The organism is Devosia sp. MC521 (genome assembly GCF_014127105.1).
In the GTDB taxonomy this organism is placed as follows: Bacteria; Pseudomonadota; Alphaproteobacteria; order Rhizobiales; family Devosiaceae; genus Devosia.
In genome coordinates this window covers 1,419,761-1,434,820 of record NZ_CP059902.1, presented here as the reverse complement: position 1 = coordinate 1,434,820, position 15,060 = coordinate 1,419,761, and the positions used below count along the sequence as shown (strand labels likewise).

The following is a 15,060-nucleotide window of genomic DNA, read 5'->3' as shown; positions in this document are numbered from 1 at the left end:
CGCGGCGCGCCAGAAGGAAAGATATGTCGAATAACAGAAGTTTGGCCCGCTTTGCACTCATGGGGTCGATGACGTTGCTCGTAGCCGGGTGCGTTTCATTTGGCGGCGGCGGCGGATCTTCTCCCGCAGGCCTCCAACCTGCTCTGACCGCACGGATGGACGTGCCCAATGCACGCCTCGACTCACAGCAGGCCATTGCGCTGGTAAACGCCTATCGCGCCAACCAAAACATGCCTCCACTGGTCGCTGATGCTGGCCTCAATGGCTCCGCACAGGCGCTTGCCAATCAGTACGCTCAGACCGGCGTCGCGCCGAGCATGCCGGGCGGACTTGTCCAAATGAAGCTGAGCGCAGGCTATGCGACATTCGCTGAGACCTTCTCAGGCTGGCGCAACAACCCTGCGGATGCCGTCGCCCTCGCCGCAAACGCCTCAAAGGCTGGTATCGGCGTCGCGTTCAACCCGAACTCCGCCTATGGCATTCACTGGGTGCTTGTTCTTGGAAACTAACGTCCTGACCATTGATGCAAGGGGGCTGAAATGCCCCCTTCCCGTCTTGAAACTGGAAAAGGCCGCTGCCACTGCGAATGCGGGCGATCAGCTCCTCATCCTCACGACAGACGCGATGGCGAAAATCGATATCCCGCTGTTCTGCCGTCAGAATGGACATCATTGCGACGTGCAAACGAACGGAGAGGTTATCTCTCTCACCGTCCGGATTGGCTCGGCGGGCTAGAGGTCCGCGGGACGCGGTATTGGCAGGGATACTGCTCGTTCCGCTACAATCGGAGCCGTAGAGGTTGCGGCAACTGCTGGCGCCGCGAACCGAGAAACATGCGCCGGGCGTGGACGCGGAAACGCGACGGCCCGTGTGCGGCCCAAATCCACAACCGTATATTCGCGCAATGGAATCTCATCGTTGAGATAGCTTGGCTGGCCTTTAAGGCCCATAGGGAACTCAGCTTCGCGCGCCTTGATATACTCTGGCGCCCCAGCGCCGCACACCAATGGCCGCATGTCTTGGGCTGCTCCACCAGAGTTTACGAGGCTGAGCAGCGACTGGCCACTCCCTTGATAACGACCCGACAGGGCATTGGTGAAGAGCTCGGCTGCCCGCTCATTGCGTTCGCGTGCTGAAGAACCACCGAGAACAACAGCTAAGAGGCGGCGACCATTACGATCGACCGTCGCAACGACGTTCAGTCCCGCAGCACAGGTGTACCCTGTCTTCATGCCGTTGGTGCCGGAAAACCCCTTCAGAAGCGCGTTGTTGGCCTCATACACTGCCTTGTTCAATCGCACAGTGCCAGTCTGGAATATGGGCATGTACTGGGGATAGGCTTGCTCGATGTAAAGTGAAAGAATTGCTAGGTCGCGCGCCGTGGAAACCTGGCCGACAACATGCAGACCGTGGGAATTGATGAAATTGGTCCCCGTCATCCCCATGCGACGTGCAACGTCATTCATTTTGACCGCGAAATTGGCTTCTGTGCCCGCAATTGTTTCCGCGATGGAATAGGCAACGTCATTGGCAGAGCGGACGATCAGCAGGTAGAGCGCGTCTCGCATCGTCACTGAACTATCGACAGCCAGGCCTGACTTGCTCGGCGCGAGCGCAACCGCCCCTTTTGATATCCGGACAGGGGTATCAAGAGTAATTGTTCCAAGCGCCAGCTCTTCGAAAACCACGTAGGCCGTCATGAGTTTGGTGAGCGAAGCCGGATGCCAAGGCTGACCGGCATCTTGCGCATACAGCACTGACAAATTGGATCGATCGACAACCAACAGCGGTGTTGCCTGAACAGGCAAGATACTGGCTGCAATCATGAAAAAGATCAAAGCTATGCGCTGAGCGAAAGACAAGTCAGGAACACTCCGACGGCACGATATTAGGAAGCACACCTACTATCAGGCAGGAGCAGCAATCTCAAGGAAACGGCGAGAGTTTGACCAACCGCGCGCATCTGCGACGGGGGCTAGTCACAAGTAGTAACCTCGCATATATTCTGTGCCTTAGTTCTTATATAGGTGTCCCATGTCGCTCACAGACACATCGCTGCACTCAAATTGCTCTGCCATGTCGGACGTGCTCAATCGCATCGGCGACAAATGGAGCGTCATGGTCGTCGGCATGCTGGGGCGTAATGGCACTCTGCGGTTCAACGAACTCAAGCGCATGATCAACGGCGTATCGCAGCGCATGTTGACGCTGACCCTGCGCAATCTGGAGCGCGACGGGCTGGTGACACGCACTATCTATCCTGAAGTCCCCCCACGGGTGGAATATAGCCTCACGCAATTGGGCAAGACATTACAGGGCCCTATCAGCGCGCTATGGGATTGGTCCGCTGAAAACCATGAGGCCATTATTGACGCCCGCGCCGCCTATGACGCGCGCGAGAACGTGGTCGCCACTCAGGAACCGCGCAAGGCCGCTTACGCACAAGGCTAAGCGTCGTCTCGCACGGTTTCTTCAAATCGGATCGTCTCTGGAGCCTCGGCTGCCAACAATTCCATCCGTTGTACCGCGCGCTGTGACAGCGGCAGGTTCAAAGCATTGACGAGCGTTCGGTATTCCTGCCGAGCACTCGTATGTGAAGCAGATGGCATGCCGCCCAACAACTCTTCGCTCAGCGGATCAAAAACTGTCATGCCTCTGGCAAAGAGCGAGCGGAAGATCACACGCTCGGCAATGCCATCGGCAACGCGGCAGCCCAGACGCTCGGCAATGCGGTCCAGCATTGTCTGCACCTGACGCATATTGCGCGAGGAGAGCATCGAGATGCGATTTCGAACGAGCACCCAATCAATGTTGCGCCCGTCAATCGCCAGACGTTCAGAGCGCGCGCGCTGAACCAATCTTGCATAGTGGCTGAGCTCACGCGGTTCCCCAGTCACAGGGTCAACCTGTGCCATAACAGCCAGGTCGATAAGGCTATCATTGACCGGAGACACCAAAGTGTCGGCCAATGAATGGGCGAGCCGCGTCAGGTTGGTGTCGAAGCCTGGCGTATCAATAATAATGAAATCTGCCGTGTCTTCGACCTCACCAATCGCCTGAGTGAAGAGATCGAATTCGATCCGATGATTTTCACGCAGAGAATCGCCCCGGGACAAAGGCAGGTGATAGTGAGTGGGGTGCGGAATGACTTGCTCGTTCAAGCGCGCCCCTTCACGGCGGTTACGGACATAGTGCGTAAAGGTCTGCTGTCGGCTGTCGACGTCGAGCGTCGCAACCTTAAATCCCTGATGCAGAAGCAGTATGGCGATATGAAAAGCTGTGGTCGACTTGCCCGAACCACCCTTCTCATTACCGACAACAATGACATGGGCGCCTTGCCGCACTGGATATCACCTCGCTGAACTCGGCCGGAGTGTCTGTGTTCGCCTCCCTAGGGGCAAGCGGAATTATGGTTAATAAAAAGGTTTTACATCGCAACAGGGAGATTTCCGGAGAGGATTTTGTGTTCGTGACAAGATGATGAAAATGCCATGCATGCAGCGCATGCGTCATCTGACCACACGCCCCTGAGCAAGGTTCACAGGATCGCTTATGTATTGGAACGACGAGTTCACGAAACCTTGGGAGTACCCCCATGTTCGTCCGCACAATCTGGCGCTCGGTTCGCGCACTAGAACCTAAGCCTAGTCAACTTCCTAGCATTGTTCGCATCAGTCGCGAACCTGGCATAATCGGCATTTGCCCACCCGACTTCATGCAAATGACGAAATCGCTGTTCGATCGCTAAAGCTGCGGCCGCACAGTCATTCTGGATTTTGAGCCTCGCCTCCGTCACGCGCCGCCTTGCAAAAAGTGCATAGCTAATCTGAGTAAATCCAGACTGCTCATTTTTACGCCACGCACTAAATATGATCACGTAAACAACAGGAGACATCCGATGGACATCCGTAAGACCTTTAAGAAGTGGGCCGCTTATCAGCAGACCGTTCGTGAACTCGCTTCGCTCGACAACCGTCAGCTCAACGACCTTGGCATTTCGCGTACCGATATCACTCGCGTAGCTCGCGATCATGCAAACACGCTCTAAGCCTGCAGCATACGTAGACCCAAACCGAACGCCCGCCTCTCTCTGAGATGCGGGCGTTTTCTATTTGGATCTTATTTTCTATCCGCGTCCGCGGTCTCCGGTTAGGACGCAAACGCCCGTCCGCCCCGCGATGACCTCCAAGTCTTCTCGCAAAAGATCATCGAAGAACGCAAAGAAGGCCCTCATGAGGGGCGCTCGCTATAAGGCGAGTTGCAGCGGCATGACGGGCTTGGTATTTGGCTCATCATGTCAAACAAAACCATCCACATCATCGGCGGGGGCCTTGCTGGTTCTGAAGCTGCCTGGCAGGCAGCTGAAGCTGGCGTAACCGTCATTCTCCACGAAATGCGTGGCGTCAAAGAAACCGACGCTCACAGCACAGATAGCTTCGCCGAGCTCGTGTGCTCGAACAGCTTCCGCTCGGACGATCATGAGCAGAACGCTGTTGGCCTGCTGCATGAAGAGATGCGCCGCTGCAACTCGCTGATCATGCGCGCTGCGGACCTGCACAAGCTCCCGGCAGGCGGCGCTCTCGCCGTTGACCGCCACGCCTTCTCCGCGGAAGTCACCCGGGCGATCGAAAACCATCCGAACATCACCATCGCGCGCGAAGAAGTCGCCGGCTGGCCGGACCCGAGCTGGGAGCACGTCATTATTGCGACGGGGCCCCTCACCTCGCCCGCGATGGCAGAAGCCATCCTCGAGAAGACGGGCGAAGACGCCCTCGCGTTTTTTGACGCGATCGCCCCGATCGTGCACTACGACAGCATCAATCACGACATCGCGTGGAAGCAGTCGCGTTACGACAAGGCCGGCCCAGGCGGAACTGGTGCTGATTACCTGAACCTGCCGATGGATAAGGATCAGTATTTTGCCTTCGTGGAAGCGCTGAAGACAGCGCCGCTGCACGAATTCAAGGATTGGGAAAAGGTCCCCTATTTCGACGGCTGCCTGCCGATTGAAGTGATGGCAGAACGTGGCGTTGAAACCCTGCGCCATGGTCCAATGAAGCCTGTTGGCCTGACCAACCCGCGCAACCCAACCGTTAAGCCATATGCCATCGTCCAGTTGCGTCAGGACAATGCGCTGGGCTCGCTGTGGAACATGGTCGGCTTCCAGACCAAGATGCGTTATGGCATTCAGGCGGAAATCTTCCGCATGATCCCAGGCCTCGAGAACGCACAGTTCGCACGCCTGGGCGGTCTGCACCGCAACACCTTCATCAACTCCCCGAAGGTTCTGCAAGGCGATCTCAAGCTCAAGAACGATCCGCGCATTCGTTTCGCTGGTCAGGTCACCGGCGTTGAAGGTTATGTGGAAAGCGCCGCTTGCGGCCTGATCACTGGACGTCTCACCGCTGCCGAAGCTCTTGGTGGCACGATGGGCCTACCGCCAGCCACGACAGCTCTCGGCGCTCTTATTGGCCACATCACCGGGGGCCACCTTGAAGCAGAAAGCTATTCAGGCGCTCGGAGCTTCCAGCCGATGAACGTCAATTTTGGTCTGTTTCCTGAAGTCACCATCACCAAGCCAGAGGGCGTGACCCGCTGGCGCGGTCCAGACAAAACCATCGCCAAGCGTCGCGCGATCACCAGCCGCGCGCTTGAAGACCTCAAGTCCTGGGCATGACGCCCGAGGCGCTGACGCAATATCTGCACACCACGATCCCGCTGTCGCGGGCCATGGAGGTGAGTGCAGTGCGTGCCAGCGCTTCAAATCTCGTTTTAAAGGCCCCGCTGCTGCCCAATATCAATATGCATGGCACATTGTTTGGCGGCAGCGGATCGACCCTCTGTCTCCTCGCCGCATGGAGCGCTGTGCATTTGCGCTTAGAGCGCTATCAGTTTGAGGCAGAGCTCGTCATCCATACATCGCAAATGGAGTACATCGCGCCTGCGCGTGAAGCCATATCGGCGCATAGCGCCATCGACGATGGCCCGTGGGTGCGCACCGCTACGATGCTCTCCAAGCGTGGCCGCGGCCGGATAACAGTCAGTGCGCAGCTGTTCAGCGGTGACGCGCTCGCGGCCCGCTTTGTTGGAGAATTCGTCGCGACGACTTACGAGCGGTTGCGCAACGACCAATAGGTCAGTTTGGCGATCTTCTGCCACGCTGCGCTATCACTGGCCACTGCAAAGGCATTTGTATTTTCAATCACTTGCGCCAATTGCTTCTCGAGGAGAGTCACGATTGCGAACGCAGGGCGAAGCGACGCGGGCAGAAGCGCAATAGCGTCTCGTGCCTTGACCAAATGTTCTGACGCGATCTCGCCAAGCTGGCTGAGCGCAGCGTGGAGGCCTTCAGAGTTTTGCCCACGGAAGAGCTCAGTCTCTTGTACGCCATTGGCCTGCAAAAGGCTCCAAGGCAGCATGATCCGGCCTTGTGCGGAAACGTATCCGAGAGCCCTCATGTGACCGATCAGAGCTTGTGCGACGCCCAAATGCCCAGCTGCGTCCCCTGTCTCGACCGAGTTGCCCTCATTGAGCACCATTGCCGAGAGCTGGAGCAGCGTTGATGCGGTCTCCCCGGCATAGCCCTCAAAAGTCCTGACATCCGGCATAGGATCGTCGTAAAGATCGAACCGACGCGCGCCAATCAGACGGAGGAAGGTGCCCGTTGGAAGGTTGAACTTTTCAATTGTCTGCAGAAGCGCATCGGCGACGGGATTTTGCCGAACTTCACCATGCCCTTCGCCCGCGAGAGCGTCGCTCCACCATTGGAGCCGCACTTCGCCCGGCGCCGGGCCAGAGACGCGATCCCGTATGCCCGCGACATCGGCATTGAACGCATAAAGCGCAGCGATATAGGGACGAGCCTTTGCGGGCAGGACGAGTGTGGAGAGGTAGCGATCGGGGTCGGCTGTGCGGAGCAGGTCTGCCGCGTGATCGAAGGACGTGGCAGTCATCGGGCGTTCTCGACAGCAATGAAAGCGCCTGCAACCTGACGGTCTTCGGCGAGCAACACATTATAGGTCCGCACTGCCCCACCAGTCTGCGTCGCTTCTACGATAATGCCACGCGCCCGTAATGCAGTCCGAATGGCAAGGTCAATGGCGGCAACCTTTTCACCCAGTCCGATGAGAAGAACCTCAATCTCGTCGGCGTGGTCAAGGACCGGCTGCAAAGACTCTAACGTCAACTCCTGCGCCTCAGCGATCTCCCATGCGTACATGCCACTGGGCAAACACAGCAGCGAGCCTTTGTGGGACATATCGGCAAAGCGAAATCCACCATTGCCATAGGCATCAATGCCAACGCGTTGGGGATAGAAACCTGTGGGCGATGAGCTGGTCATAGAGTGCTTTCAGTTCGCCGATCCAAATGGAGCAAAAAATAGCCCCGGCCAATAGGTCGGGGCTATCACAGCTTTTCAGATGTTTAAAGCAGTGCACCGATTAAACGGCAGCACCATCAGCATTGCGCTTCTTCTCAGCGTCTTCTGCGGCCAGCTGCTCATCAGTTTTCTGCTTCAAGCCGAAGTTGATGAGAATTGGACCGTTAACGATGACCGACGAGTACATGCCGACGATAGAGCCGAATGTCATCGCGATAACAAAGCTGCGGAGCGATTCACCGCCAAAGAGAACCAGCGGAATCAGCGCCAGCAGAAGTGTGAACTGGGTGAGCGAGGTACGCACGATGGTCTGGTTGATCGACAGGTCGATCAGCTCTGGCAGAGGCATCTTGCGGTATTTCGTGAGGTTTTCACGAATACGATCCGAGACCACCACAGTTTCGTTCAGCGACAGACCGACTAGCGTCAGCACCGCCGCGATAGAGCTCAAATTGAACTCCAATCCGGTCAGCGAGAAGAGCCCGATCGTCATGATCAAGTCGTGGCTGGTGGTGGTCACCGCCGCCATAGCGAATTGCCATTCGAAGCGGAACCAGATGTAGATCAAGATACAGGCGAGCGCGATGATGACCGCGATAGTTCCGGTCCAAGCCAATTCGCCTGAAACCGTACCACTCACTGCCTCAGTACGTCGTACCTCATAGTTCTCAGCAGCCAGAACTTCGGTGACCTTGGCAACAGCGATCTGGTCAGCGGACTGGCCGCCTTCTTGCGCCTGCACACGAACGAGAACGTCCTGCGGCGTACCAAAGCCCTGAACCTGGATTTCGCCAAGTCCCAAGTCACTGGTCAACTCACGCACGCGACCCACGTCTGCTGGGCCTCCGACGTGCTGGATTTCAATCGCAGTACCACCAACAAAGTCGATGCCGAGGTTGAAGCCCTTGAACACAGCCGAGCCGATGGAAACACCGGTCATGATGATCGAGAAGGCAATCACATACTTCGATATCTTCATGAACGGAATGGTCGTGCCGTCCGGAATGAAGCGGAAGTGCTGGATCTTGAGCGTCTTAGGGCGACGCAGCTTGAACCACAGACCAACCTGATAGGAGGTCACGGTGTAGGAGGTGAAGAGCGAAGTAATAATGCCGAGACCAAGCGTGACCGCAAAGCCTTGGATCGGACCGGAACCCATGAAGTAAAGCACCACAGCCGCAACGAGCTGGGTCAGGTGCGAGTCGATAATCGTACCCCAAGCGCGCGAGAAACCCGCGTTGATCGCCTGAATTGGTGTCTTACCGGCACGCTGTTCTTCACGCATGCGTTCATAGATCAGAACGTTCGCGTCGACGGCCATGCCGATGGTCAGGACGATACCGGCAATACCGGGCAGCGTCAGCGTAGCGCCGAGGGTCGAGAGCGCGGCAAAGATCAGAATGATGTTGAGGATCAGGGAGACGTTCGCAAACACGCCCCAGATGCCGTAGGCGATGACCATAAAGGCGAGAACAAGCACTGCCGCGACCAAACCAGCGGTGAAGCCAGCCTGAATTGAGTCAGCACCAAGGCTCGCGTCAACAGTACGTTCTTCGATGACGTTCAAGCTTGCAGGCAAAGCGCCCGCGCGCAGCAGAACTGCGAGATCGTTAGCAGTTGCAGTGGTGAAGGTGCCCGAGATCTGGCCCTGACCACCGGTGATCGGCTGCTGGATAACCGGAGCCGTGATGACCTGATTGTCGAGAACAATAGCGAAGCGCTGACCGACTGCCTTGCTGGTGATTTCGCCGAACGAAATCGCGCCGCGGGTGTCGAACTTGAACGAAACAACAGGAATGCCGCGCTGCTGGTCATAAGACGGCTGCGCATCAACGAGCGATTCACCGCCCAGAGCGACGTCTTCATAAAGCAGCTCACGACCACCGTCCTGGCTTGGCAGGATCATGGTGCCAGCAGGCAAGCCCTGCACTTCGGCCTGATCGGCAGACAGGCCCGGATAGACCATGTGGAAGGTCAAGCGCGCGGTTTGTGAAATGAGGTTCTTGAGGCGGGTCGAGTCGCCGAAGCCAGGCACCTGCACCATAACGCGGGTATCACCCTGGCGCTGAATGGTGGGTTCCGTGGTACCGATTTCGTCGATACGGCTGCGGATAACTTCCATGGACTGAGCAACCAGCGAGCTCATGCGCTGGGTGATGCCATCTGGGGTCAGAGTAATCGACAAGCGACCGTCTGGCGTTTCGCCAAAGGCCATTTCATCAACACCAACACCACCAATGAGAGCGTTGCTTAGCGTATTCTGAAGCCCGCGAATTGCGGTTTCGGCCTGCGCCTTCTGGGTCGGATCGGTCAATTCGATGAAGATCGCATTGCGATCAGCATCCGTTGTGATGAGGTTGCCGATACCATTCTGGTTCGCGAGGACGTTACGCGCATCGCGGCGAACATCACTCAAGCGCTGATCCACGATCCCTTTTCGGTCGACCTCAAGCAGAAGGTGCGAACCACCTTGCAAGTCCAAACCAAGGACAAGACCGGGTTTTGGGAGCCAGTCGGGCAAAGCATCCTGCACATTCTTGGGCAAGAAGTTTGGAGCTGCCATGAGAATGCCAGCGATTGCCACGAACAGGATAATGAATACGCGGAACGGCGAGTGATTCATAAATAACGTCCTGAGAAGGATAAAGCCGGAGCCTGATGGCCCCGGCTGATACGGCTAGATTAAGCCGGCTTGTTGTCGTTGACCGGTTCAGACTTCGAACGAACGTCTGCGATCATGCCACGAACAACCTTGACCTTCACGCCCTGCGCGATTTCGACTTCAAGGTCTTCACCGTCGACAGCCTTGGAAACCTTACCGACCAGACCACCAGTGGTCACAACGGTGTCGCCACGACGGATCGCAGAAAGCATGGCCTGCTGTGCCTTCAGGCGCTTCTGCTGCGGACGGAAGATCAGCAACCAGAAGATTACAACGAGCAGAGCAATCGGCATAAGCTGGATGAGAATGTCAGCCATGCCTCCTGGTGCCACGCCGCCGTCCTGTGCAAAGGCAGGGGTTACAAACATCAAGCAAACTCCATTTAATTTTTCTTGTGACGCTCAGGATTGGGTGGCAATGCGCTGATCGAATGCGCTGTGGACGCTATCGGGCTTAACCGCACTTGCGCCCAGGCCAAAATCGGCCGGACTATACAATTGGGGTTGGCTGATTGCAAAGCCCAATCAAGGGCTCCCAACATTGGGGCTGACACAAGGACGGGACTCGTGATGACAGAAGATTATCTGAGCAGAATTGCGGCGGCACTTGAGGCCATTGCTCAGAAACTACCAAATAGCGACAACATCACGCCGAACCCGGCGTTGGGCCCTGAAAACGCTTACCATTGGCAGGGCGAGATAGGCACTCTACTCGCTGTTCCAAAGGTCAGCCGAGTGCCCCTCGAGATGCTACGAGGCATCGACACAGTCCGTGACATTCTGCTGCGCAATACCGAGCAATTCGCGCGTGGACACGGTGCAAACAATGCCCTGCTGTGGGGCGCGCGTGGCATGGGCAAGAGCTCTTTGGTGAAGTCGATTCACGCAGACATCGAATCTCGGAGTGGTTTCGATCGATTGATCCTGATCGAGATCGCGCGAGAAGACCTAGAGACCCTCCCCCAACTCATGCGCCTTATCGCTAATGAACCCGCTCGCTTCATCGTCTTCTGCGACGACCTGAGTTTCGACAAGGGCGAGACCAGCTACAAATCGCTCAAGACCATTCTTGATGGCGGTCTTGAAGGGCGGCCAGAAAACGTCCTCTTCTACGCGACCTCAAATCGACGCCATCTCATGCCGCGCGACATGATCGAAAATGAACGATCGAGCGCGATCAATCCAAACGAAGCAGTCGAAGAAAAAGTCTCTCTGTCGGATCGTTTCGGTTTGTGGCTCGGGTTCCACAATTCTGACCAGGACAATTATCTCGCCATGGTTTCCGGCTATGCCGACTACTATGGGCTCAGCATCGGGACGGAAGCCTTGCGTGCACGCGCCATTGAATGGGCCGCAACACGTGGCGCTCGCTCGGGCCGCGTGGCGATCCAGCTCGTTCGCACTTTAGCAGGTGAAGAAGGCAAGGCAGTTTAAGCCCCTCCCCGCTTCACCAAAGAAAAGGGCCACAGCAACAGCCGTGGCCCTCGAAATTCAATCGGCGCGGAGCTTTAGCTCGCGAGCAGCGGAACCGGATCAACCGGCGTCGCGCCCTTACGCAGCTCAAAGTGCAGCTGCGGCTTGGAAACAGAACCTGTGGAGCCGACCGTGCCGATGGTGTCACCACGGGTAACAGTTGCGCCCTTGTCGACATTCATGCCCTTGAGATGGGCGTAGGCCGAAACGAAGCCGTTCGGATGACGAACGAGGATCAGATTACCGTAACCCTCAACGCCCGAACCGACATAAATGACGGTGCCGTTCTCGGCAGCCTTAACGGCTGAGCCTTCTGGAACGTCGATATTGATACCTGTGCCACGCGATGCGGCAAAATCGGTGATGATCCGACCAGACACCGGCCAACGGAACTTGTCATTGCCCGAAGCGACTGGTTCGGCCTGTGGCAGTGCAGCCTGCTGGATCGGCGCGGCGACAGGGGCAGTTTGAGCAACAGGTGCCGCAGCCAAAACAGGTTGTGGTGCCGCAGCAGCCGGAGTGGTTGGAACGGTGGAAATCGTCGCAACCTTCGTGATTTGCTCAGAACCTGGAGCTGGGTTCAGATCCGAACGGCCAGGAATGATAATTTTCTGACCCACGATGATCTTGTCTGGCGAGCTCATGCCATTGGCATGAACGAGAGACTGGGTCGTGACATCGTAGCGGCGTGCAATTGTGTGCAACGATTCACCGCTTGCGATGGTGTGCGTGTAACCGTTCGTGTTCGCAGCAGGCGAAACCTGCACAGGAACATTTGAGTTAAGCGGAAGCGAAGCGTTCGGATTGCCCATGGCAACGGCCGCAGGCGCAGCCGGCATTGGGGCAAGATTCTGCTGAGCGAGCATGGCTTGCGAATTTCCCATTGGAGACGAGTTCAGTGCAGGCAAATCTTGAGTTTGGACAACTGGCGACGTTGCCCCCATCATAACTGGTGATGTCGGGGCATTGTTTTGCCAGAAACCGCCCTGCGCTGGCGCAGGGGGCAGCATCCCGCCGCCACCACCACCTACATTCGCAGGAGGCAGGAAGGCAGTGTTCTGCGCACCCTGAACTGCACCGAGGCTCGGCGGCATGGGTTGATTTGCAAAGAACGGGGCTGGTTGGGCTGTTGAGCCCGTGACGGTCTGGTCGCCAAACGTACGGCTACCAAGACTAGAGCAGCCGGACAATGCGACTGCTGCAACCATAAGCCCAGCCATAGCGACAGAGACTTTATGGGTCCGCCGGGGAACGCGAATACTCATCGGCTTACTCGTACGCAGATACTAAACAACTAGACCCGAGATTAGGCCGGTAAGGTAAAGACGAGTTTAAGACCGATGCGATTTGAGCGAATTCACATCGACATGATTCAGCACTGGTTAGGGTTAAAACCGAGCGAGCCGTCGAGTGCTAAAATACCACCTGCCACACTTACAGTGACAAGCTGGCAAGGCTCGCTAGAGCATCCTGATGGGTTTGTTGCAGCGCAACCGGAGTAACGGTGATGGCGCTCTGGCGGCGCATCACCTCAAAGTCCGCTTTCGGATCAAGTGGAGTGGGCGTTGAGGGAATCGCCATAAAGAATTTGCCCTCATTGTCGCTGGGATAGTAGCGAATTGGCGATCGGGAGAAACGCTGCTGAGCTGCCGCGCGTATCCCAGTCACAGCCTCCGGCGGGCAATATGGGAAATTGACGTTGTAAAAGACGTCATGGCCCGCATGGCTTCGCAGAATGGCTTCAACGGTTCTCACACCAAAAGCCCGAGCATTTTCCCAGTTTGGCTCCAGCGTCAGCTCATAATCAAGCGCTTGGCTGAGCGCGATACCGATAGCGCCTTGCAGAACGCCTTCACGGGCGCCAGCGGCCGTGCCTGAACAGTTGACGATATCGCCAAGGTTCTGCCCGGCATTGACGCCGGACAAGACCAGGTCAGCCGGCTTGTCACCCAGCAGATGGGTCATCGCGGCAACGACACAATCGGCAGGTGAGCCACCCACCACAGCAAAGGTTTTGTCGTCCTTGCGGTCAAAGCTGAGTTCGCGCCCGAAGGAGAAGCGGTGCCCTACCCCCGATTGATTTCCGTCAGGAGCCACAATCCAAACGTCATCGGAGATAGAGCGTGCAATATCAGCGAGTACGGCAAGACCCGGCGCATCAATACCATCATCATTGGTGAGCAAGATGCGCAGGGACATGGGCCTTAGCCTCCGATTTTGGTGAGGCCGCCCATATAGGGACGCAGCACTTCAGGGATAACCACCGAGCCGTCTTCCTGCTGATAGTTTTCCAACACAGCAATCAAGCAACGGCCAACGGCGGTGCCGGAACCATTGAGCGTATGCACGTAACGCAGTGCCTGCTTCTCGCCGGACGGGCGGTAACGCGCTTCCATACGGCGTGCCTGAAAATCACCGCAGACCGATACCGACGAGATTTCGCGGTAGGTGTTCTGACCGGGAAGCCAGACTTCAAGGTCATAGGTGCGACGCGCACCAAAGCCCATATCGCCGGTGCACAGTTTCATGACGCGATAGTGCAGACCAAGCTTGGTCAAAACAGCTTCAGCGGCCGCGAGCATGCGCTCGTGTTCGTTTTCGGCTTCTTCCGCGGTCGTGATCGCGACCAGTTCAACCTTGTTGAACTGATGCTGACGCAGCATGCCACGGGTATCGCGCCCTGCCGAACCGGCTTCGGAACGGAAGCACGGCGTCAACGCCGTGAAGCGCATCGGTAATTCGTCTTCGGCGAGAATAGATTCACGCACGAAATTGGTCATCGGAACTTCTGCCGTCGGAATGAGCGCCAGACGGCTCTCACCATGCGGGGTGAAGAACAGATCTTCTTCGAACTTCGGCAGCTGTCCTGTACCGAACAACGCGTCGTCGCGAACGAGGACAGGTGTCTGCACTTCGAGATAGCCGTGTTCGGTCGAATGGAGGTCAAGCATGAACTGGCCAAGCGCTCGCTCAAGGCGCGCAATCTGGCCCTTCAGGACAACGAAGCGACTACCGGCGAGCTTGGCCGCAACTTCAAAATCCATGTTCTTTTCAGAAACACCAATTTCAAAGTGTTCTTTGGGTGCAAACGTAAAGCTAGGCTTTACGGGACGCACAGTGGCAGCTGTCTCAGCATTGCCGTTGAGGCCAAAGTACTCGACGTTATCACTCTCATCCTTGCCGAACGGCACATCCGCTAGCGGAGCGTTTGGAATGGTCGAGAGCGCGTCACGGAGTTCTTTCTCGACGGCGCGTTCGTCTGCTTCCCCCGAAGGGATGAATTCTTTGAGCGAGGCGACCTCTGCCATCAGCTCTTGGGCCTTGGCTTCGTCCTTCTGGGCCTTGGCCTGGCCGATCTGCTTGGACAGCGCGTTGCGCTTTTCTTGCGCTTCGTTGAGACGCACAATGATCGCGCGGCGGCGATCGTCGATCTCAATCAGGGTATCAGCCCGCTGAGAGGACCCGCGGCTTTCCATGGCCTGGTTGAAGGCATCAGGATTGTCTCGGACCCATTTGATATCGAACATTGTACGTTACGAGCGAAA

The 15,060-nt window shown here is 56.9% G+C and carries 16 protein-coding genes; 7 read left to right on the top strand and 9 right to left on the bottom strand.

The genetic code is table 11. The annotated features are described in order from the left end of the window. Nucleotides 1–23 precede the first annotated feature (23 nt). Together H4N61_RS06930 and H4N61_RS06925 are read left to right on the top strand one after the other, a co-directional pair. Nucleotides 24–509 (top strand): CAP domain-containing protein, encoded by a 486-nt coding sequence (locus H4N61_RS06930; RefSeq protein ID WP_182395544.1) that lies wholly within the window; start codon nt 24–26, stop codon nt 507–509. Next, nucleotides 499–735: a sulfurtransferase TusA family protein gene (locus tag H4N61_RS06925; RefSeq protein WP_248306577.1), complete on the top strand. Its 237-nt coding sequence runs from the start codon at nt 499–501 to the stop codon at nt 733–735. The genes H4N61_RS06930 and H4N61_RS06925 overlap by 11 nt, the downstream gene beginning before the upstream one ends. Here H4N61_RS06925 and H4N61_RS06920 read toward each other — a convergent pair. Beyond that, complete coding sequence (locus tag H4N61_RS06920; RefSeq protein ID WP_182395540.1) at nt 732–1,826, bottom strand: D-alanyl-D-alanine carboxypeptidase family protein; 1,095 nt, start codon at nt 1,824–1,826, stop codon at nt 732–734. The genes H4N61_RS06925 and H4N61_RS06920 overlap by 4 nt on opposite strands. A gap of 208 nt (nt 1,827–2,034) precedes the next feature. Between H4N61_RS06920 and H4N61_RS06915 the strand changes: the two genes are divergently transcribed. Then, on the top strand, nt 2,035–2,451 hold the full coding sequence (locus H4N61_RS06915; protein WP_182395538.1) for a helix-turn-helix domain-containing protein: 417 nt from the start codon (nt 2,035–2,037) through the stop codon (nt 2,449–2,451). On the opposite strand, the gene H4N61_RS06910 is transcribed toward H4N61_RS06915, so the two are convergent. Further along, entirely contained in the window at nt 2,448–3,344 is an 897-nt protein-coding gene (locus tag H4N61_RS06910) for a division plane positioning ATPase MipZ (protein WP_182395537.1), read from the bottom strand. The two genes, H4N61_RS06915 and H4N61_RS06910, sit on opposite strands and share 4 nt — an antisense overlap. Nucleotides 3,345–3,898: 554 nt before the next feature. On the opposite strand from H4N61_RS06910, the gene H4N61_RS06905 reads away from it, so the two are divergent. The 3 genes from H4N61_RS06905 (at nt 3,899) to H4N61_RS06895 (ending at nt 6,135) form a co-directional block, all read left to right on the top strand. Then, complete coding sequence (locus H4N61_RS06905) at nt 3,899–4,048, top strand: DUF1127 domain-containing protein (protein ID WP_169194101.1); 150 nt, start codon at nt 3,899–3,901, stop codon at nt 4,046–4,048. 246 nt (nt 4,049–4,294) lie between these two features. Continuing rightward, on the top strand, nt 4,295–5,677 hold the full coding sequence (gene trmFO / locus H4N61_RS06900) for a methylenetetrahydrofolate--tRNA-(uracil(54)-C(5))-methyltransferase (FADH(2)-oxidizing) TrmFO (RefSeq protein ID WP_182395535.1): 1,383 nt from the start codon (nt 4,295–4,297) through the stop codon (nt 5,675–5,677). Further along, nucleotides 5,674–6,135: a YiiD C-terminal domain-containing protein gene (locus tag H4N61_RS06895; RefSeq protein WP_182395533.1), complete on the top strand. Its 462-nt coding sequence runs from the start codon at nt 5,674–5,676 to the stop codon at nt 6,133–6,135. The genes trmFO and H4N61_RS06895 overlap by 4 nt, the downstream gene beginning before the upstream one ends. On the opposite strand, the gene H4N61_RS06890 is transcribed toward H4N61_RS06895, so the two are convergent. The 4 genes from H4N61_RS06890 to yajC form a co-directional block, all read right to left on the bottom strand. Further along, entirely contained in the window at nt 6,108–6,953 is an 846-nt protein-coding gene (locus H4N61_RS06890) for a phytoene/squalene synthase family protein (protein WP_182395531.1), read from the bottom strand. The two genes, H4N61_RS06895 and H4N61_RS06890, sit on opposite strands and share 28 nt — an antisense overlap. Beyond that, nucleotides 6,950–7,342: an MTH938/NDUFAF3 family protein gene (locus tag H4N61_RS06885; RefSeq protein WP_169194105.1), complete on the bottom strand. Its 393-nt coding sequence runs from the start codon at nt 7,340–7,342 to the stop codon at nt 6,950–6,952. Before H4N61_RS06885 ends, H4N61_RS06890 begins: the two co-directional genes overlap by 4 nt. Before the next feature lie 100 nt (nt 7,343–7,442). Continuing rightward, on the bottom strand, nt 7,443–10,004 hold the full coding sequence (gene secD, locus H4N61_RS06880) for a protein translocase subunit SecD (protein ID WP_182395529.1): 2,562 nt from the start codon (nt 10,002–10,004) through the stop codon (nt 7,443–7,445). A gap of 59 nt (nt 10,005–10,063) precedes the next feature. Next, nucleotides 10,064–10,411, bottom strand: a complete 348-nt coding sequence (gene yajC, locus H4N61_RS06875) for a preprotein translocase subunit YajC (protein ID WP_169194107.1) — start codon at nt 10,409–10,411, stop codon at nt 10,064–10,066. A 201-nt stretch (nt 10,412–10,612) separates the two neighbouring features. Here yajC and H4N61_RS06870 point away from each other — a divergent pair, with 201 nt between their 5' ends. Further along, a complete protein-coding gene (locus tag H4N61_RS06870; protein ID WP_169194108.1) occupies nt 10,613–11,476 on the top strand; it encodes an ATP-binding protein in 864 nt (287 codons plus the stop codon). Nucleotides 11,477–11,550: 74 nt separating this feature from the next. Here H4N61_RS06870 and H4N61_RS06865 read toward each other — a convergent pair whose 3' ends face one another. The 3 genes from H4N61_RS06865 to serS form a co-directional block, all read right to left on the bottom strand. Next, on the bottom strand, nt 11,551–12,780 hold the full coding sequence (locus H4N61_RS06865; protein ID WP_169194109.1) for a M23 family metallopeptidase: 1,230 nt from the start codon (nt 12,778–12,780) through the stop codon (nt 11,551–11,553). A 169-nt stretch (nt 12,781–12,949) separates the two neighbouring features. Continuing rightward, nucleotides 12,950–13,714, bottom strand: a complete 765-nt coding sequence (gene surE / locus H4N61_RS06860; RefSeq protein ID WP_169194110.1) for a 5'/3'-nucleotidase SurE — start codon at nt 13,712–13,714, stop codon at nt 12,950–12,952. A 5-nt stretch (nt 13,715–13,719) separates the two neighbouring features. Further along, nucleotides 13,720–15,042 carry a serine--tRNA ligase gene (gene serS, locus H4N61_RS06855; protein ID WP_182395527.1) on the bottom strand — a complete coding sequence of 441 codons (1,323 nt, stop codon included), beginning with the start codon at nt 15,040–15,042 and terminating at the stop codon, nt 13,720–13,722. Between the last annotated feature and the right edge of the window lie 18 nt (nt 15,043–15,060).